This window comes from Sagittula sp. NFXS13 (assembly GCF_040148795.1).
In the GTDB taxonomy this organism is placed as follows: Bacteria; Pseudomonadota; Alphaproteobacteria; order Rhodobacterales; family Rhodobacteraceae; genus Sagittula; species Sagittula marina.
In genome coordinates this window covers 141,017-161,838 of the sequence record NZ_JAGEMH010000002.1, presented here as the reverse complement: position 1 = coordinate 161,838, position 20,822 = coordinate 141,017, and the positions used below count along the sequence as shown (strand labels likewise).

At 64.0% G+C, this 20,822-nt stretch carries 9 protein-coding genes; 2 read left to right on the top strand and 7 right to left on the bottom strand.

Annotated elements, in window-relative coordinates:
- The first annotated feature begins 131 nt into the window (after nucleotides 1-131).
- Nucleotides 132-1,328 carry a CpsD/CapB family tyrosine-protein kinase gene (locus tag J4E08_RS05130; protein ID WP_349537570.1) on the top strand — a complete coding sequence of 399 codons (1,197 nt, stop codon included), beginning with the start codon at nucleotides 132-134 and terminating at the stop codon, nucleotides 1,326-1,328.
- A gap of 105 nt (nucleotides 1,329-1,433) precedes the next feature.
- On the opposite strand, the gene J4E08_RS05125 is transcribed toward J4E08_RS05130, so the two are convergent.
- The 6 genes from J4E08_RS05125 to J4E08_RS05100 form a co-directional block, all read right to left on the bottom strand.
- Complete coding sequence (locus J4E08_RS05125; RefSeq protein WP_349537569.1) at nucleotides 1,434-2,750, bottom strand: Wzz/FepE/Etk N-terminal domain-containing protein; 1,317 nt, start codon at nucleotides 2,748-2,750, stop codon at nucleotides 1,434-1,436.
- Nucleotides 2,751-3,217: 467 nt separating this feature from the next.
- Nucleotides 3,218-7,705, bottom strand: coding sequence for a MupA/Atu3671 family FMN-dependent luciferase-like monooxygenase (locus J4E08_RS05120; RefSeq protein ID WP_349537568.1), 4,488 nt, complete (start codon nucleotides 7,703-7,705; stop codon nucleotides 3,218-3,220).
- Nucleotides 7,692-8,681, bottom strand: a complete 990-nt coding sequence (locus J4E08_RS05115; protein WP_349537567.1) for a glycosyltransferase family 2 protein — start codon at nucleotides 8,679-8,681, stop codon at nucleotides 7,692-7,694. The genes J4E08_RS05120 and J4E08_RS05115 overlap by 14 nt, the downstream gene beginning before the upstream one ends.
- Nucleotides 8,682-8,684: 3 nt before the next feature.
- The gene (locus J4E08_RS05110; protein WP_349537566.1) at nucleotides 8,685-15,113 is read right to left on the bottom strand and encodes a type I polyketide synthase; all 6,429 of its coding nucleotides are present in this window, start codon (nucleotides 15,111-15,113) and stop codon (nucleotides 8,685-8,687) included.
- 210 nt (nucleotides 15,114-15,323) lie between these two features.
- Complete coding sequence (locus J4E08_RS05105) at nucleotides 15,324-16,679, bottom strand: oligosaccharide flippase family protein (RefSeq protein WP_183962984.1); 1,356 nt, start codon at nucleotides 16,677-16,679, stop codon at nucleotides 15,324-15,326.
- 2 nt (nucleotides 16,680-16,681) lie between these two features.
- Nucleotides 16,682-17,509, bottom strand: coding sequence for a glycosyltransferase family 2 protein (locus J4E08_RS05100; RefSeq protein WP_349537565.1), 828 nt, complete (start codon nucleotides 17,507-17,509; stop codon nucleotides 16,682-16,684).
- A gap of 183 nt (nucleotides 17,510-17,692) precedes the next feature.
- Here J4E08_RS05100 and epsE point away from each other — a divergent pair, with 183 nt between their 5' ends.
- On the top strand, nucleotides 17,693-18,907 hold the full coding sequence (gene epsE, locus J4E08_RS05095; RefSeq protein WP_349537564.1) for an exopolysaccharide biosynthesis GT4 family glycosyltransferase EpsE: 1,215 nt from the start codon (nucleotides 17,693-17,695) through the stop codon (nucleotides 18,905-18,907).
- Nucleotides 18,908-19,071: 164 nt separating this feature from the next.
- Here epsE and ggt read toward each other — a convergent pair whose 3' ends face one another.
- The gene (gene ggt / locus J4E08_RS05090) at nucleotides 19,072-20,808 is read right to left on the bottom strand and encodes a gamma-glutamyltransferase (protein WP_502949244.1); all 1,737 of its coding nucleotides are present in this window, start codon (nucleotides 20,806-20,808) and stop codon (nucleotides 19,072-19,074) included.
- Nucleotides 20,809-20,822 lie beyond the last annotated feature (14 nt).

The following is a 20,822-nucleotide window of genomic DNA, read 5'->3' as shown; positions in this document are numbered from 1 at the left end:
ACAATCCCTGTCAATCGGTCTCATTCTGGCCCGAATCTTCTGATTTAACCACATTTGACAGGGACGCCATGTGAATTTTGGGCGTCAGTGAAGAGTAGCGCAGCGGCCCGTCAAAGGGTCAAGGGCAAGGCATGAACATGATGGACAGCCGCAAATTTCGGCGCCGGCGCAAGCCGCTAAAGGTAGATGAGCCGATCGAGGACGATCTGGCGCCCATCGAGCCTTTGGAAAGCCGCGAAGAGCGTCTGGCCCGTCGCGAGGCTGAGGCATTCGACGAGGCCGAGCAGGGGGCGGATGAACAGACGCACCTTGACGCAGTTGCCTCCGCCCAACGACAAGTCGAGGAGCAGGACCGCGCCGACCGTCAACGCCTCGCCGAAGAAGAAGCCGAGACCGTAAGGATTGCGGAAGCGCAGGCCCGGGCAGATGCGGCCGAAGAAACCCGGCGCAACCGCCTCGCCGCCGCCCGTGCCAAGCGGTCGGAAGCGCAGCAGCAGGCGGAACTGGCCCAACAGGCCGGGGCGGCGCGCGCCCAGCAGCAAAGCTTCGATGAGCAGACCCGCCGTCAAGCCACGCCGATGCCACGCGCGCCTGCGCAACGACGTGATCCTTGGGCTGACATCCCGATGATGTCGGTCGATCTTAACCACCTGAACCGCAATCGGGTGATCACCGCCGACCGCCTTAATCCGGCGCACACCAGCTTTGACGTGCTGCGCACGCGGCTGATGCACGCGCTTACTGAAAAAGGCTGGAAACGGGTGGCGATCACATCACCCGGAAAGGACTGTGGCAAGACATTCTCTACGGCCAACTTGGCGGTGTCTCTCTCACGGCAGGAAAACACGCGTACCCTGGTGATGGACTTCGACATGCGGCGGCCTTCGCTGCACAGCGTGATGGGCGTCGAATCTCCTGGCTCGCTGGGCGACGTGCTGCGCGGCACGCTTGCCCCGGAAGATCACTTCCTGCGCATGGGCGAGAACCACTTCAACGCCGGGCACAATATCGCGTTTTCCATGAACACGGTGATCGAACCCTACGCCTCGGAACTGCTGCAGGACCCGCGCACGGAACGCGCGCTCAATCATATCGAAGAGAGCTTTCAACCCGATGTGATGCTCTTCGATCTGCCACCTGCGCTGTTTTATGATGACGTGATGGCCTTTCAGCCGCTGCTTGACGGCGTGCTGCTGGTGGTGGGCGGTGGTCTGACCACCGAACGCGAGATCAAGGAAGTGGAACGCCGCCTTGGCAAGGACACGCCCCTGCTCGGCATGGTTCTGAACAAAGCCGAAGGCGCTGACGCGGACCGCTACGCCTACTGATCCCCCACCCGCCCAGACAAAAGAAAACCGCGGCGTGGCCCCACCGGCCCGCCGCGGTTTCTCCCTTCCGGCGCCCCCACAGGCTCGGAAGGACTGCATCCTATATCAGTTGCGGACAGCGTGGCGCGGCGAGAACAGCGCGCCAAGGCCAGAGGTTTTCGCCATCCATCCCGCCAGTCCGGCCAGCAACGCCAGCAGGCCAAGACCCTTGCCTGCCGCTTTCAAACCACCGGCGGTGCGATCACGGCCCGTGGCCACAACCGGGATCACGGCCACTGGCTGAATGCCCAGGATACGCTCCATCTGTTGCTGGGTGCGGATCGCCGGGTTCAGCATTTCCAGCACCAGAGCCACAGCCAGCGCCAGCAACAGCGAAGCAAATCCACCGACCGCCGTGATTTTCTTCGCCGAAGACGACATGGGGTTCTCCGGCACGAGGGCGGTTTCCAGCACCTCAAAGCGTCCGGCGTTCTGGGTATCTTCGAGCGCCTGGCCCATCTCGGCCTCAGCCTTGGCGCGGGTGATGACGCGATATTGCTCTTCCAGTCGGTCCATCTCGCGTTCCATCCGGGACAGCTCGCGCTCCACTTCAGGGGCGGAGACAATCTGCGCCTCGATGGCATCGGCCCGGCTGGCCACCAGCGCCTTTTGATCCTCCAGCAAGGTGACCTGACGTTCGATCTCCTCGGCGCGGCGGCGCGTGGTGTCGGACTGCATGGAGATGATCTCCTGCTCCAGGTCGAGCTGCGTGTCCTTCAACGTGGTCAGCTGGCTGCGCAGCGCCATGATTCCCGCGGGAAGCTGCGCGGCATTGGCCTCCTTGTAGGCGGCAATCTGATCTTCGAGCACGACGATCTCCGCCTCTACGCGCGCCTCTTCGTTCTGGTAGAAGGACAGCGTTTCGCGGGCCTGGTTCACGGCGCGGGTGCGGGACTGTTCGATCATTGAGCCCATCAGGTCATTTGCCACGTCGGCGGCCTTCTCGGCGTCAGCCAGTTGCACGGTGATCATCAGGCCCGAGGGCACGGCGGGCGCGGCACTGAAGGCCGTGCTTGGATTGGTTATTTCGTTGATACGGGCGGACTGGCGCATCATGTACACACGCTCGGACGCGCTCATCATCGGATCGTGCGTGAACAGGTCGTGCTTGTCCATGACGCGGACGAGGTTGTCACGTGACATGAGGCGCTGCTCGATCAGCTTGAGTCGCCGGGACGTGCCGCCAGCGGTCTGAACAGAGGTTGCCGCGCTTGCCACGCTGGCGTCCTCGATCTGGACGACGGCGGTTGCCTCGTAGACCTTGGTTTGGGTCAGCGCAAAATTCAGCGACAAAAGAATGCCCGCGAAGAAAATCCCGGCAATCAGCAAGCCGCGACGTTTCAGTGCAGCAAAGATCTCATCGACAGATTGAAACTGGTTCATAATACGCGATCCCGCAAAGTTGGCCCCCAATGCGGAAGAGGGCGTCCAGTCCAACCTCTCCCGAGGTTGCTACGACCGATGCGCGCCATCTTCGAGACATAATCTAACCGCTGCGCCTCAATCTCGCCACACCCTTGCAACGTTCGGCTAGGAAACACTTCGTGTCCATTTCCGGGATCGCCGCCACAGTTTTGCCTTGGTTCGCTAAAGTTCAATCATATCAGCGCCAAACAAGGCATGGTCCGCCTCATTTGAGCAGGCTCCACCGAGCACGTCCTGACCCTCACGTGTTGAAACGCGTTACACGGGGACAAAAGTAAACAGAACCTTGTCCGAAACGGGCTGAAGTCGGGCCGCATCAGGGCGCATGTTCCGGCGACTCACCTGATCATTCACCTGCTCAGAACAGCGCAAAACGCCCCAGAGTTTCCCCTGAGGCGTTCCGCGTGCTTTTGGTCATGTAAGGATCAGGCGCTGCGATGTGATCTCATGGCACGGCGGCGGGCCATCGCTTCGGCCCGCGCATCGGCGCGTGGGTTCCCCGTCGCCGCGACTGGCATCGCAGGGGCCGAGACCGCGACCGGAGGCGCGACGGACGGGCCTTTCGCGGGCTTTGGGTTGGTTGCGGCAGCCTGCGGCACACCATTGGTCAACTCGGCCACCCGCGCAGACAGATCGGCCAGCCTGGGCAATCGGAAGATGTCGGTGATTGACAGCTTCGCCGCGCCCAGTTCCTCGCGAAGCGCCCGATGCACCTGGACTGCCAACAAGGAATGCCCACCGAGGTCAAAGAAGTTGTCTGACCCCTTCGGCCCTGCCACGCCAAGGAAACGGGTCCAGATCGCGGCCACGCGGGCCTCGACCTCAGCCGGGGCAACCTGAGTGGTGCTGGCCTCCGGTTTGCTTGCGACAGGGATTGGCGCGGCAACCATAGGAGTGGCGACCGAAGTCGGCACTGGCAGCGCCTTGCGATCCACCTTCTTGTTCGGCGTCAGGGGGAAGCGTTGCAATGACACGAACCGCCCCGGCACCATGAAGCTGGGCAGATCCCGTGCTATGGCTGTCTTGAGCGTCGTCTCTTCTTGCGCCGTGCCGGTGTAATACCCCACCAGCCGCACGTCGCCGGGCACGTCCTCCCGCGCGACCACGACCGCTTGGGTGACACCTTCGATCGCCTCAAGACAGGCTTCGATTTCGCCCAATTCGATCCGGTAGCCGCGCAGCTTCACCTGATTGTCGACGCGCCCCACAAAGTCGAGCTTTCCATCGGGACGCCTGCGCACCAGGTCTCCGGTCCGGTACATCCGTCCCGCACCGAATGGGTTGGCGACGAAGCGTTCTGCCGTCAGATCGGGCCGATGCCAATAGCCCCGCGTGACACCCTCGCCACCGATCCAGAGCTCACCTTCCTGACCGATGCCCACGGGCTGCTGGTCATCATCCAGCACATACATCTGCTGGTTTGCCAGCGGCAGGCCCACATTTACCACCGCCTCCCCCGGCGCGGCACGGGTGCAGGAGGACCAGATCGTCGTCTCTGTCGGGCCGTACATGTTGGTCACGGTGGCGCCGGTGATCTCTGCAAACTCCTGAACAAGCGCGCCGGGCAGCGGCTCCCCCCCGAGGAAGAGATGCTGCACCCCCTTCAGGGCAAAGCGCGCCTCGTCGTTCATGGCGATCATCCGCGCCATCGACGGCGTACATTGCAGATGCGTCACCCCATGCCGCACGATCTGCGCCGCGATGGAGAAGTCGTCGTCCGCCAGCGCGCGTTCCTCGTTGGCCTGTGCGACGACTTCGGCCAGCGGGCGCAAACCATCAAGCACAACCTGAGGGTCGATGCCGTAGTCGATCAGACAGGCCACTTCGGTCACGCCGATGTCCTTCACCTGCTCGACCCGTGCCAGCGCATCCTCCACCGTGCCGAACAGGCCGCTGTCATTGAAGTAGCGCTCGAACGCATAATCTAGGATCGCATCCAGCTCCTCCGCCTCCAGCCCGTCGAGCTGCAAGTCGAACGCATTTTGCGCCCCCTCGGGCCGCTTGAACGCCGGAAACGCCCAAGCGTATTGTTTGATCAGGCCAGCGGCGGAATTGAGGTAATCCTTCATCGGACCGCGCGCGATCTCCCGCGCCTGTTCGCGGGTCTCTGCGATGAAGGTGTGCAACATCAACGACACTTTGAAATCCGCCGGGTCGTGGCCCGCCTCGCGCAGCGCCGCATGGTAGAGCTTGATCTTCTCGCCCACCTCGTCGACCGACTGGCCCAGCAGGTGCGTCAGCACGTTGCAGCCTGCCTTACCTGCCTCGATCCACGTGGCGGGGTTGCCCGCCGTGGTAACCCAGACCGGCAGTTCTTTTGACACCGGGCGGGGCTGTGTCACCACCTCGTGCAGGGAGCCGTCCTGGCGAGGAAAGGACACGGCCTCCCCCCGCCATAGCCGCCGCACGATATCCAGATCCCGCATCATCGCGGGCTTGTTTTCCGGCGGCGTGTTTTCGGGCCGCAGCACGAAATCATCAGGCTGCCAGCCAGAGGCGATGGCCATGCCCGCGCGCCCGTTGGTGAGGTTGTCGATCACCGCCCATTCCTCGGCGATGCGGGCGGGATGGTGCAGCGGGGCAACCACGGAGCCGCCACGCACGCCGATGTTGCGCGTCACCCCGGCGACCGCAGCGCCCGTCACGGACGGGTTCGGATAGGGTCCGCCAAAGGCGTGAAAGTGCCGCTCCGGCGTCCAGACCGCGACAAAGCCATTGTCATCAGCGAACTTTGCACCGTCCAGCAGCAGCTTATACTTGTCGCGACCGGCACCGTCGTCATTGCCCCAATAATAGAGGGAAAATTCCATCCCACCGACCGACGGCATCGGCCCGTTGGAAATCAGGCCGCGGTCTTCGTCGCCGGTCAGTACAACTGTCAGACCCCGCGCCGTGGTCCAGAACAGCTCCAGCACCGAGATGTCGAAGGACAGCGAGGTGACAGCCAGCCAGACGCCCGGCGTCGGGATATGCTGATCCATGCCGACATAAAAATTCACCGCGTTGCGGTGTTCGACCATGACGCCCTTCGGCTTGCCGGTGGAGCCGCTGGTGTAAATCATGTAGGCCAGATGCTCCGGCCCGCTGAGCGGCACGGGATCGGTGTCGGCCATCTCGGCCAGACGCGGTTCGGCGTCCAGCACCAGGACCTGCGCCGCGTGGCGGGGCAAGGCCTGCTCCATCGCGGCCTGCGTCACGATCACCTGCGCGCCGCTGTCCTCGACAAAATGTTCCAACCGATCCGCCGGATAGCTTGGGTCCATGGGCAGATAGGCCCCGCCTGCCTTCAGAATGCCCAGCGCACCGACCATCATGTCAACCGACCGCCCCACACACAGGCCGACCACCGAATCCGGACCCACGCCCATGTCGCGCAGCAAATGCGCAACGCGGTTCGCACGGGCGTTCAGCTCCGTGTAAGACAGGTGCACGTCCTCAAAGATCAGCGCCGCCGCGTCCGGCGTGCGCGCCACCTGCGCTTCGAAGGCGGTCTGCATGGTCAACGCGCGGTCATGGTCAAAGTCTGTGGCGTTGGCCGCGTCGATCAGGGCGCGCTCCGTGTCTGGCAGTGCCGTGCCGCTGTCCAGACGTGCCGCGAGGATCTCCGCCATTTGCGGCGCGATCTTCCCACTGTCATAGAGGAACGCGCCAGAGTGCAGGTCCACAGTCACCACGGTTCCGGCGACAAAACCGTCTTGGCTCAGGCCAATGGCGGGCACCTCTGGCCAGTCGAGTTCTGGCGCCCGCACGAACAGGTCGCGGGCAAAGGGCAACACCCGACCATCACGCCAGAGCGCCCAGTCGCCTTGCAGGTCGTTCCCGGCATCGTGCCAGGCCAGATCCACCGCATGGCCCGCCAGTTGCGCAGCCCAAACCGCCACGTCCCGCGCCTCGACACTTCGGGTCAGGGCCCGTGTCTGCACGTCGCCCGAGGCGCCCCCTGCACCCGGCACCGTCGCCGGGGCGTAACTGGCAAACGCCTTGCGGGCCGCGCGTTCCACCGCGACGGCCGCCTTGGCCGACCCTGTCGCCCCCAAGGGCAAGACGTCACCGACAGACGCCACCTCGGCCAATGCAACCGGCGCGCCGCAGATGCGCGTCACCTCCAGCGCCAAGGCCCCGTCACCGCAGGCCACCAACAGTCTCGCGTCGGCCTCCAACACTGTGCCCGCTGCGGCGTGGCCGTCCATCACCGATGCCTCTGCCACACGCCACACCCCCGAAGGCGTGCGCAGTTTCGCAACACACAATGGGTTCCAATACGGTCCGTGATCCAGTGCACGCACCTGCCGCGCCAGCTCTGACGCGGGCCGTGTCAGGTCGAGCAGGCCGTGACCCTCCGGCCGATCCTTCAAGCCGTGATAGCTGCGTTGCGACAGATCCTGCGGCTGGCGTTCCAATCCATGCGCCAGTTGATCCAGCACCGCCGGAAAACTGTCGAGCGCCGCCTCCCAGGCCTTTGTGTTCAGCGTCAGGGCCGTGTCCTGATCCGTGACGTCGAACAGGCGTTGCACCAGCACATCGCCTTCGTCCACGCCGCCCTCGATCATGTGCCAGGAGATGCCGTGCTGTGTCTCGCCTTCCAGCAGCGCCCAGACCGGCGCGTTCAGCCCGGCATGGCGCGGCAAGGGACCGTCGTGAAAATTCACTGCCCCCCGCTTGGCACAAGACAAGACATTGTCCGACACGATTTCCAGATTGGCGATGGACAGCAGCCAGTCGAACTGCCCCAACCGCGTTGCCAGATCCTTGCCGTAGGACTCGACGCGCAGGCCGCGCCCCTCGGCCCAGGTCGTCACCCCAGCGTCATGCGTCACCACTGCGCGGAGCCGGTGGCCACGGGCCAGAGCCATCTCGCCGCATTGCACGGTCAGGGTGTCGTTCCCCATCAAAACGCAGTCAAACTTGGACATGATCGTCCCTCCTTTGTGCCGCAGCGACACCCGGCAAGGGGCGCGTCGCGGCTGACAGGTCGTGTTTCAAAAGATCGCGCAGAAAATGTTTCGGATCGGCGGGCGGCTTACCCTGAAGCCGTCGCCGCACCCGCCAGAGCGCACCGCCCAAGCCATGTGCCAACGTCGCCCCCGCGGCATATAACCGCCCGTGGTTCTTGGAGAAATAATGCCAGCGGCTGTCCAGCCAATAGCCGGGAATACGTTCCCAGCGCCGCATTCCGGTCGAGACAGAGCCGATGTGCATCACCGCGCTGTCATGCACATAGTGCGTCTCAAAGCCGTGCTGCGCCAGTTGCAGACACAGGTCTGTCTCTTCGAAATAGAGGAAATAGACCTCGTCAAAGAGCCCGCTCTGCTCCAGCGCATCCATGCGCAGCATCATCGAGGCGCCCGCCAGCCAGTCGACCTTTTGCGTGGCCTCCGGCACGGCCAAAGGCACACGCCAGCGCGACAACACGCGAGACACCGGGCCAAAGCGGATGGCGCCTTCGAACTCTGACGCGATGGACGGAAAGCGGAAGGCCGTCATATGCGCCTCCCCGTCCTCGCCGTGGATGTACGACCCGGCGCAGCCGGCGCGCGGATGCGCTTCCAGGTGGTCATGCAGCTTTGCGATGGCATCGGTCGTGGGGAAAGCATCCGAATTCAGCAGGTAGACGTAATCGGGGCGGCCACCATCAGACATGCCCGCGCGGATGCCGACGTTGTTGCCCGCGCCAAAACCGCCGTTGTGGCCCGACTGAATGACACGGATCGGCAGCGCCTGCGCCGCGACCTGCGCGCAGAGCCAGTCATATGATCCATCGCCGGAATCGTTGTCCACGATGACCAGCTCCGCCTCAAGCCCTTGCATCGCCGCCAGCGCGGCATGGGCCGATTTCAATGTCATCTCCGGTGTGCGGAAGTTCAGCGATACGACTAAAATGCGTGCCATGATCTACTCCGCCGCGTGGCTGGGAAAGGGCACGACGTCGCCCATTGGTCTCTCGGCGTCCTCGATCACGTCGCGCATCAGGCCGGCCAGCACGCGCACGTTTGGCTCCAGCACCATGGAATCGTGATCCCCCGGCACCTCGTGGACCTCCACCTGCGGCGCCACGGAGCGCCAGTCGTTGTCCTCCAACACGTAAGTGCGCTCCGAATTGACCAATTTGCCGCCCGACACTGTCCACTGGCCGGACAGCGGCGGCCGGAACAGCACCAGACGACCGTCCCATGGCGCAACGGTGTAGGCGTTGATCGCGCGATAGAAGGCTGCTTCGATCTCTGCATTATGGAAGCCATGCGCCGCCTCGGTTTCGCCCGGCGCGCGACGCTTGGCGATCTCCCAGGCGATGCGGTTTCTGGCCCATACGAAGGGATAAAGAAGGCCCTTTTCCCGCGCCTTATGCCCTTGGATGATCACCCGATCCACCAGTTCCAGCGGGCGGCGCTGCGGCAAGGGCGTGTCCAGCATGACCACCAGCGAGACCTGCTCGCCCGCAGCCTCCAACTGGTGCGCGATCTCGTAGGCAGTTATGCCCCCGCCGGAAAACCCGCCCAGCATGTACGGCCCATGTGGCTGCACCTGCCGCATTTCCGCGATGTAATCGCGGGCGGCGTCCTCGATGCTGTCATGCGGGGTTTCGCCGCCATACAGGCCACGCGCCTGCACGCCATAAAACGGGCGATCCGACCCTAGAAGATGCGCAAGGTGACGCAAGTTCAATACGTTGCCGAACATCCCCGCGATCAGGAAGAACGGCTGCCGCGGCCCACCGTCGCCCTCGTGCATGGCCACCAGATGCCGGAACCGCCGTTGTGGCGCTTCGGCCCGGGCCGCGCCGTCCACCGGACCGATCTCTGCTTCGATCAGCGCGGCACAGGCGCGAATGGTGGGTGCCTCGAACAAAACCGAGATCGGGAAATCCACGCGGAAGGCCTTCTTGATCATGGCAAACAGGCGCACCGCGATCAGCGAATGCCCGCCAAGGTCGAAAAAGCTGTCCTCGACACCCACGTTCGACACGCCCAAAAGCTCCTGCCAGAAGCCTGCCAGCCGCTCTTCGATCTCGCCCTCAGGTGCGACGAAATCGCTTTCCAATTGGGGCCGCTCAAAATTCTGCGTGGCCGTTGCCTCCACCGCGCCGGCCTGAGCGACCAGTGCCGGCAAATCCATCGAGGACACCACCACCTGCCGCTCGCCACTGGCCAGAACACGGTGAAACGCCGTGACCCCCTCGGCGGGCAGGATGCCCTGCGACAGATTGTGCGCCAGCCGCTCCTCCGCCGGGGACAGGGCCTGCGCTGTGCTTGGCTCGTCAAAGCGCACCTCCGCCGGGGTCAGTCGCGGCGCATCGCGCAGCACGTCGAGCGAGGCCAGCTTGCGGATGGTGAATCCCTTCACCTCGACACAAACGCGCCCATCTACATCACACAGCGTCACGTCGAACACCGCGGTTTCGCGGTCGGCTCGGTTCTCGGCGGCATTGCGCACCCAGGAGACCACGCGCGCAGGCAGCGCCTCATACACCTTGACCGAGGCGTAGCGCACCGGCACCCACAGATGCGTCGCCTGATAGCCCTCGATCAGCTCCATCGCCCAGCCGGTCGCGATGTCCATCAGCGCCGGATGCAGCAAACAGCCGTCGTCCGCCGCCTCTGATCCCAGTTCCAGTTCCGCGACGCCTTCGCCCTGGCCCAGCGCAGCGCGGCGCAGCACCTTCCAGCGCGGACCAAAGCTCAGATGCACCTCCTGCGCACTGACGAGCGGCGCGCCTGCGGCCTCTCTTGCGGCACCACAACGCGCACGCAGCGCGTCCAGATCCACTGGCTCCGGCGTGCCCATGGGCAGCAGCGACAGCGCGCCCTCGGCCGTCGCGGCAAAGCCATGCCGCCCGTTCAGCGACACATCCGCTGCGACCTCAAACCCATAGCCGCTGTCGGTGCGCGTGAGCGTCACCTCCACCTGTCGCGCGCCCTGATCGGCGACCTTGAGGGGACGCAGAAAACTCAGATCCCGCAGCTCGAACGGCCCGTCCTCGTGATGCGCACGCAAGGCATGTGCCGCCAATGTCAGATAGCCGGTGCCGGGCAACAGCGCATCACCCGCACGAGTCCGGTGTTCGTCGATCCACCAATCATCCGCGCTGTAAGAGGCGGCAAACACGCGATTTCCCTGTGCGTCAAAGCGCGCCACGTCGAGCAGCGGCAGGGCCACCGGCTCTTCCGGCGCATCGGGCAGATCGCCGGTGCGTGCGGCCACGGCCTCCGCCGCCATGCCGACTTCGTTCCAGATGCCCCAGTTCAACGCCACAACCCGCGTCTTGCCAGACCGGGCCTGCGCAAATGCGTTGAGATATTCGTTTGCGGCGACGTAATCCACCTGCCCCGCCGGGGCGGTCACGGTGGAGGACGAGGCAAACAATACCATCCAGTCGAGCGTGCCGTCTGGAAAAACCTCCCCCAGCACGTCGGTGCCGTGGATCTTCGGCGTGAACACACCCTCGACCGAGGCCGGGGATTTTGCCAGCAGCGGGCCATCGTCAATCACACCTGCGCCGTGGATCACACCGCTGATCGGGCCGAACCGCGCCGTCACCGCATCGCGGGCCGTGCGCATCTGACCCGCATTGCAGACGTCAGCGGCCACAACCATAACCTTTGCGCCCGCGTCCTCCAGCGATTGCACGGCACGTATGCGCTGCGCCACGCGGTCCTGCGGTGCATGACGTTTCAGATAATCCGGCCATTCCGCACGCTCCGGCAGAGCCTGCCGTGCCAGCAGCGCCAGCTTTGTCCCCCCCGATGCCAGATCCTGTGCGAGGGTCAGTCCGATGCCGCCAAATCCGCCCGTCAGCAGAACCACATCGGCCTGCACCGGCGCGGCGTCTTCCAGCGGCATTGGTTTCATCACGCGATCAAATCGCCTATCCCCGCGCAACGCCGCCTGCCCATCGCGCGGCTCTGCCAGCAGTTCTTCCAGAAGTCGCAGGTCAAGTGCTTCGCGCGCTGCCTCGGCCTCGGCCATCATTCGACCGTGCGCCCAGAACGGGGCATCGCCCGACACCGGCAACACCACGTCGAGACAGTTCACCGTCACATCCGGCATCTCGCGCGGGATCACCCGCGCCGGACCAGCCACGGTGGCCTTTTCGGGATAGGGCAGGCCCTCGTCACGCAGCCTGACCGCGCCATTGGTCACAACGTCGATATGCAAGGGACGCGCAACGCCTTCGCCTTCCAGGGCCTGCGCAAGGAACAGAAGGCTGTAAAACCCCTGTTCCTGAACGCGATGGAAGAACGACGATCCGGGCCGGTGCCCTTCGCCTTCGGTCAGCAACCAGAAATGACCGATCCGCGTCGGCAACAGCCCCCGCGCACCGAGGTCCGCCAGCAACAGATCGAACCCTTCGCGCCCGCGCTCCGGTGCCAGGACATAGCCCTCGCCCACCCGGGCAAAAGCATCGCCGGGCCGCACCGCGACCACCTGATGCCCCGCCGCGCGCAGACGGGTCGACAGCCGCGCGGCCACACCGCCCTCGTCCTCGAACATCAGCCAGACCTGCGGCGCAGCATCGCCCAGACCATGCGCCACATCGACTTCGACCTCCGCCGCGCGGGGCCGCCAGACAGGCTTCCACCCCCAACCGGACACATCGTCGGTGCGCGTCAGGAAGGTCGGTCGCTGGCTCACGGCCTCCCCGGGCGCGATGAAATACTCTTGTCGTTGAAAGGCATAGGTCGGCAGCACAACGCGATTGCGCCGCGCGCCTCCCCAAATCTGCGCCCAGTCGGTCGACACGCCAAGCGCCGCCAGTCGCCCCAGGATCTCGAACATATGTTTGTCGTCGGCGATCTCTTCGTCGCGGTGCCGCAGAGAGGACAGCACCGCCTGCGCGCCCACCTCCGGATGCGCCCGTGCCAGAGAGGACAGCGCCTTGCCCGGTCCAACCTCCAACAGCACGCGGTCATCCCCAGCCACCGCGCTCAGGCAATCGGCAAACAGAACCGACCCGCGCAGATGCCCAACCCAATAGGCCGGGTCCATCGCCTGCGCATCCGTCATCATCCGCCCCGTGCGGTTCGACGTCAGCGGGATCTTCGGCGGATGCAGTGCAATGCTGCGCAGATAGCGCTCGAACTCAGCAAGGATCGGCTCCAGCATCCGGCTATGCGCCGCTATGTTGATGCCGATGCGTTGGCAATCCACACCACGCGCGGCCAAAACCGCCTCCAGCTGATCCAGCGCCGCCTGCGGGCCGGAGGCAACTGACAGTTCCACCCCGTTCTCCGCCGCAAGGTCCAGATCGGCGCCCAGCAGCGGCCGCAAATCAGCGGCGCTCAGGCTCACTGACAGCATCCCGCCCTCCGGAACGGTGTCGAACAGCCGCCCGCGCAAATGCACCAAACCGATGCAATCCTCGAACGACATCACGCCCGCCAGACAGGCCGCCGTGTTCTCTCCCATGGAATGTCCGGTCAGGGCAGCAGGCATCACGCCCCACCCCATCCACATCTGCGCCAGCGCATATTCGGTGATCATGATCAACGGCAGCTGCAACGAGGGTCGCAAAAGCGCCGCATCCGCAGCCGCCACATCATCCTCCGGCAACCAAAGTGCGCGAACGTTATGTTTCTCTGCTTCTGGAATACTCACCTGAGACGCGTCCATCAGCGTCTCCAGATGTGTCAGGCCGCGATCCATCCACTCGGCAAAGACCGGCTCCGTCTCGTACAAATCCCGCGCCATGCCCGCGTATTGCGCGCCACCGCCGGGGAACATGAACACCACCTCGGGCCGCTCCAACGCACTGTGCAGATGAAGGCGACGCGGGTTTTTGCCCTCCAGCAGATCCGCAGCCTCTGAATGGCTGTCTGCCACCACAATCATGCGCCGCTCGAATGCCCGTCGACCGTCTTTCAGCGTCCAGGCCACATCTGCCAGATCCTGTTCGGGATGTGCGCGCAGATGCGCCGCCAGTCGCGCCGCGTTCGCCTCCAGCGCCGCCTTGGACCGACCCGAGACCGTCAGGATCTGGAACGGCCAGTCGCTCGCGTCGCCTGCCGCGCGTTCCGGCGCCTCTTCCAGCACCACGTGTGCATTCGTGCCGCCAACACCGAGTGCATTCACCCCGGCACGCCGCGGATGATCGCCGCGCGTCCAATCGGTCAACCGGTCATTTACCATAAACGGCGAACCCTCGAACCCGATCGCCGGGTTCGGTGCCTCATAGCCCAGCGATGGCGGTATCTGCGCGTGATGCAGTGCCAAGGACGCCTTGATCAGCGATGCAACACCCGCCGCCGTGTCCAGGTGGCCGATGTTGGTCTTCACCGATCCGATCCGGCAATGCCCCACCGCGCCAGAGGTCTCGCGGAACGCCTCCGTCAGCGCCGCGACCTCGATCGGGTCGCCCAGATAGGTGCCCGTGCCGTGACATTCGACGTAATCCACCGTGTCCGATGTGACGCCCGCAATCGCCTGCGCCTCGGCCACCGCAGCGGCCTGCCCTTCGACCGACGGCGCGAGGTAACCAGCTTTGGCCGCGCCGTCGTTGTTGACGGCCGTGCCCTTGATGACGCCCCAGATGTGGTCGCCATCGGCCACCGCATCCGCCATGCGCCGCAGGACCACGCAGCCTGCGCCAGAGCCGAACACCGTCCCCTTGGCCCGGTGATCAAAGGCGTGGCAGGCCCCGTCTGGCGACAGGATTTCGTTTTCCTTGTACAGATAGCCGCGCCCCTGCGGCAACTCTATCGTCACGCCGCCCGCCAGCACCATGTCGCATTCGCCATTCAGCAACGCCTGCACGCCGTAATGCACCGCCACCAAGGAGGTCGAACACGCCGTCTGCAAGTTGATCGACGGCCCCTTCAGATCCATGATGTGCGACAGGCGCGTGGTCATGAAATCCTTGTCGTTGCCCGTGTGGCGCAGCAGGAACATCCCCGTACTGTCCACGAGGTCCGGATTCGAACAGACGTTGAAATAGAAATAGGATCCCATGCCGCAGCCCGCGAAGACGCCGATCTGGCCGTCGAACCCCTCGGGCACATGACCGGCGGTCTCCATCGCTTCCCACGCGCATTCCAGAAATTGACGGTGCTGCGGGTCCATGATGGCCGCATCCTTGGGCGACAGGCCGTAAAACTCCGCATCGAATTGGGCAAACCCTTCGAGCGGTGCGGCAAACGGCACATAATCGCGGTGCCGCATCAGGCCGGGATCTTCGCCCGCGGCGCGCAGCTCTTCCTCTGACAAACGCCGGATCGAAGAGACCCCGTCGCGCAAATTCTGCCAGTAGGCGTGAATGTCTGCCGCCCCCGGAAGATGCGCAGCCATGCCAACAATCGCAATGTCGTTTTCGCCCCAATGGTGCGTCATGCCCAATCCACCTTAAACAAACATGCTTACATCATGCTTTGACAATGTGCGAAAAATGGGGCGCTTTTTAGGATTTACCTAAGGTAAAGGCCGCAATTCAGGCTTCATTGTCTACTTTCATACAACAATTCATTATTTCAAAGCCGCTGCGGAACAAAATAATGAACAACACATGACCCTCTGCGCGGCCTTACGTCTTTTGGCCAGCGTTCACCCGGCAAGGCCGCTCACAGCGCCCCAGTTCACCCATAGCGCGAGCGACGCCAAAGCCAAAGCCAGCAGCCCGAACCCCAGATCATGCAGTCCGTCCCACGCCCCCATGCGCCGCGCCAGCCAGACCACCACAGGATAGGCCGCGAAATAAGACAGCCCCTGCCCGATCAGCGCCCCCAGCAGACCCGCAAACTCCAACCCGATGAGCAACCCGATCCAGACCAGCACGGCCCGCGACAGGGCAAGCACGAAAAACCGCTTTGAATCTCCCGCCGCAAGCGCCGCCTGATCATACGTCATCACGATCAAAACCGGCATTTGCGCACAGGCCACCACCACAGCCACGGCCCCCGCCTGTTCATAGCGTGAATCGTACAGCAGTTGCACCAGCCAGACCGCGCCCAGTGCAAACACTCCGACACAGCCCAGCAACAGCGCCGTCACCGCCACGCGCATCTTGCGCAGACGGGCAAAGTTCTCGGCGCTCTCTTTCGGGGGCGTGTCCCGGTAGATCGGTATCAGGATCTTCTGCGTCACCATGTAACCCAGCATCAGTGGGAACGATGCCCAGAAGAAGCCGATGTTATAGACCCCGAACACATCCAGCGGCAGCGCCTTGCCCATAAGGATCTTGTCCGCCTGATTGTAAAAGAACCCCGCGATGGTGGCGAGGAGCACCCATTTCCCAAAAGAAAACAGCTCTTTGCGGGCCTCCTCCTCCCAGACGAAGCGGTTGCGCGGGCCGGGCAGAAATTGAGTGTTCAGCCAGACCTGAACCAACGAGCCCACCAGCGCCGACACCACCAGCGCCCAGACTGACCCCCACCACCACGCCAGCACCACAGCAGCGATAACGCCGGACAACTGTACGAACATGTCCAACAGCGTGACCCGTCCCAGCATCAGGTGACGGTTCGCCGTCACCATAGCCGTGGGCCGGAACCCGTCGATCACAGAGGTCAGCGCCGCCACCGGCAGCATCAGCGCCAGTTCTGGTGCGTCGTAGATCCGCGACATGGGCCATGCCAGTGCACAGGCCACAAGCCACAAACCACCCCCGCGCAGAACCTGCATCGTCCAGGCCGTGTCGAGAAAATCCCGGTCGTCGCCGCGCTTGCTTTGGAGAATTGCGGGGATCGCGCCCACGTCGGAAAACTGATGCAGCGCCATCAGGAAAACCATGACCAGCGACATCAGGCCAAAGGCCTCGGGGAAAAGCAGCCGCGTCAGGATAAGGTTCGACGCCAGACGCACAACCTGAGAAAAGCCGAAGCCGCCCACCGTCAGCAACGACGAGCGCATAACCCGCGCGCCAAGCCCGTCTCCGCGCAACATGGCAAAGCGGCCCGCCATGCTCATCGCCCGCGGCTCCACCCTTGCCCGTCTCGCTTCGTCAACCTGACCATCATGGCCACCCCCGAATACACCGCAAAGCCCAGCGGATCCCGCAGAGCCAGCTTGACCTTATCCCGTTTGGACAAGACCTTTTTGTCGTCGTTTTTCAACAAATGCGGGTAGTCTTTTGTAATCTGTTCGACACCGGCATCCTGTCTGCGTCGCACCCGCACCAGCCTGCCAAATCCTTCGGCGATAGGCCAGTCGTAGGGCGCGGGAACACCGATGCGCTCCTCCGGGGTAAAGCTCAAGCGCACAAAGGTGTCGTCAGAGATAATATCGGGAAATTCGCCCCAACGCGCGCGCCCTGCGGCATTCACCGCGAACAGACCGCAGCCGGGCACCCCGTCGCGCATGAAGGGCACCCGCGCCCACATCCGCGCATAGGCCCGACTGATCGCGCCCCGGGCGGTGATCCTAAGGGCCCCGCTGGCATAGCGTGGCGCTGGGACGTCAAGCACATCGACCACCTGTGCCAAAAGCTGCGGCGTCAGGATCACATCTGCGTCGAGGTAGACCCGGATCGGCGCGCAGGCCACGGCGTCGCCCGCGTTCAGCGCGCCCAGCTTGCCGCCCTCGGCCAGTTCCAGCACGTCCAGCGTCCAGCCGCGCGCCGCGAACCGCTCGGCAAATGACCGCGCCAGCGCTGCCGTGTCGTCTCTACAGCCATTTGCCACCACGATGACCTGCACGCCGCCGGTCACCGGATCAGAGGCTGACAGCGCCTGCAGGCACGCACCAATCAGTGCCGCCTCATTGCTCGCTGGCAATATAACAGTAGCCCGCATGCCACCCATGGCCTTTGCTCCGACCCAAACCCGTACCCGCGACGCCACACCCAGGAGAAAACCCGAGCGCTTCAGCGTCTTTATGTGCAGTTAACTATGGCCAAATGATGATACCAGCCCGAATAGTTGCTGCAATCCGCCCATGGGACGGCGGGGCTGCCAAACCACCTCAGGGAATCACTTTTGCCGCAAGGCCTGCGCATCGGTTACATCGTCCCGCAGTTTCCGGGACAAACCCACATCTTCTTCTGGCGCGAAATCAAAGCGCTCGAAGCGATGGGGCACGAAGTGCATGTCTTCTCCACACGCAAACCGCCCGCCAAACTGATCTCTCACGCCTGGGCCGGAGAGGCGATGGCGCGCACCACCTACCTGGGTCGGGTGAACCCCTTGCTGGCATTTGCCGCGCTGGCAAAGTTGACGCCAAAGGGCCTGCCCAAATGGCTACTGCGCGAGCCGACGGCCTTCAGCAAGGACATCCTCATCAGCCTTGCTGCCGCAAACAAGCTGCACAGCATGGCCAAGAAGCTGAACCTCGACCACATCCATGCCCATTCCGCCGCGCGTGCATCTTTCATCGCGGCGCTGCAACATCACATGGGCGGACCGACCTATTCGCTGACCCTGCATGGGCCGCTGTCTGATTACGGCCCGGGTCAGAAATTCAAATGGCGCAGCGCCAGCTTTGCCACGATCATCACGCAGAAGCTGTTGGGTGAGGTGCACGAGGCTCTCGGCACTTCACTGCCCGACCGCCTTTTGGTTCGGCCCATGGGGGTCGACACCAACGAACTGGCCCGCAGCACGCCTTACGTTCCGCCGGAACACGGGAGGCCGGTCCGCATCTTTTCCTGCGCGCGGTTGAACGTGGTCAAAGGCCATCAGGATCTCCTCGGCGCGACCCGCCAATTGATCGACCAAGGCGTCGATGTCCGGGTCGAAATCGCAGGCGAAGACGACGACGGCGGCACCGGCTTCCGCACCCAGCTCGAAGCGCATCTGAAAAAGCTTCATCTGCAGGATCACGTCAAACTGCTCGGTGCGATCTCTGCCGACGAGGTGAAAGCCAAACTGGAGGCGGCGCATCTCTTTGTTCTTGCCTCGTGGCACGAACCTTTGGGCGTCGCATATATGGAAGCGATGGCCATGGGCGTGCCCACCATCGGCACGGACGCCGGTGGTGTCAAAGAGCTGATTGCCGACGGGTCCACCGGCTATCTGGTCGAGCCAAAGAACCCGGGACAGCTCGCCCGCACCGTCCGGTCACTGGTCAACGACCCCGACGCGTTGATGCGCCTATCCGTCGAGGGGCGCGATCACATCGTCGCGCATTTCCGCGCAGAACTCGGGGCCGAAGTGCTGGCCAGGGAAATTCAGACCACACTCAAAGGGGTGTGAACGACACTCAGGTGTTAAGTTGCTCCGAACAGCGATGAAGCGCCCCGGCCGTGACGCCCGGATCGTGCCGGTGTATCCATATGGTGTCAGGTCAATCCGGCTCCCAAGCCCCCCATGCGGCTGAACGCCGGAAGCGATCAACCATCCGCCCCGGTGGTCGCCGCCTATTCCCCGAGCGCTATGCCTTCGCGACGCGGATCGGCCCCACCTTGCAGCCCGGTTTGGGTCAATGCGATGGCGTGCAGGCCGGAATTCAGGTCGCGGATGTTCACCTCGAAGCCCAATTCTTCAAGCTGGGATTTTCGGTCGGCCATGTCGGTTCCAGCCTCCAGATCATATGTGCCGAAGCGGTTGACCGCGTGTGGCATGGCCACGGCCTGCTGAACGTCCATTCCCCAGTCAATATGCGCGACGATGGCCTGCGCCACGTAGCCGATGATCCGCGACCCACCCGGAGAGCCGATCACCAACACTGGCGCGCCATCGCGACAAACGATCGTGGGCGCCATCGAGGAGCGGGGGCGCTTGCCCGGCTCGACCCGGTTGGCGATGGGCACGCCCTCGTCGTGAGAGCGGAAAGAGAAATCCGTCAGCTCGTTGTTCAGCAAGAAGCCCTGCGTCATCAGGCGGGAGCCAAAGCCGTTCTCGATCGTGGTCGTCATGGACAGGGCGTTTCCGTAGCTGTCGACGATCGAGATATGAGAGGTGGAGGGGAATTCGAGGCTCTCGTCATCGGCGAGCAGCATGGCATGGTCCCAGGCGGGCTGGCCGGGTGCGACCTCTGTCAGCGCATCCTCGCGGTCCAGCAGCGCCGCGCGGTCGGACAGGTAGTTCGGGTCGACCAACCCCTTGGTCGGCATCGGGACGTAGTCGCTGTCCGCCATGTAGCGGCCCCGATCCGCGAAGGCCAAGCGCGAGGCATCGCCTATCTTGCGCCACGTCTGCGCCTCCTCAGGCGTGCCGGGTTGTGAGGCATCCAGCATCCCGAGGATCTGCCCCACGGTCAACGCGCCGGAGGACGGGGGGCCCATACCGCAGACCTCGTGCCCCCGGAACGGCGCGCAGACGGCGGGTCGCTCCTTCACCTCGTAGGTTTCCAGATCGGCAAGGCTCAGCACGCCGGGATTGGCTTCGAACCCGGTCACCGTGTCCACGATGCCCTGCGCAATGTCCCCGGTATAGAATGAGGAAGCGCCCTCTGATGCCAATTTTTTCAATACCTTGGCATAGTCGGGGTTGGTCTTCGTCGATCCGGCGGCAAGCGGGGCCATGTCCGGAAAGAAATATGCGGCGGCCTCCGCCTGACGGGAGAGGCGCAACGGATCGTCCGCCACCAATTGCGCAAGGCGAGGCGAAACCTCGAACCCCGCTTCGGCCAATTCAATCGCGGGATCGAAAAGGCCCGACCACTCGGCCTTGCCCCATTTGTCATGCGCAGCCTGCATCAGCGCCGGCGTTCCCGGCACCCCGACGGAGCGCCCGCCGACCACCGCATCCCAAAAGCCCAGCGGTTCGCCCTCGGCGTCCTGGAACAATTGCGGGGTCGCCGCCATCGGCGCGGTTTCGCGGCCATCCAGAGTGGTGATCTCACCGCTTTCGCCGTCATGCCAGACGAGGAACGCCCCGCCGCCAAGGCCTGACGACTGCGGCTCTACCAATCCCAAAACCGTCTGCACCGCGATCATGGCATCCGCCGCCGTGCCACCGTTGCGCAGAACCTCCGCCCCTGCAGCGACGGCATGCGGATTGGCGGCAGCGACCATCCAGTCTTGCGCCTCGACCGGGTGGCCTGCGGCCTTGGCCTCCAGCGCGGCACTGACCTGCGGGGAAATCGCGGCAAATCCCCCAGCGCCGCCACCCGCCTGTTCTGGCGCGACGGTGTCCGCGGCCTGCTGGGCCATGGACGCGCTCGCCA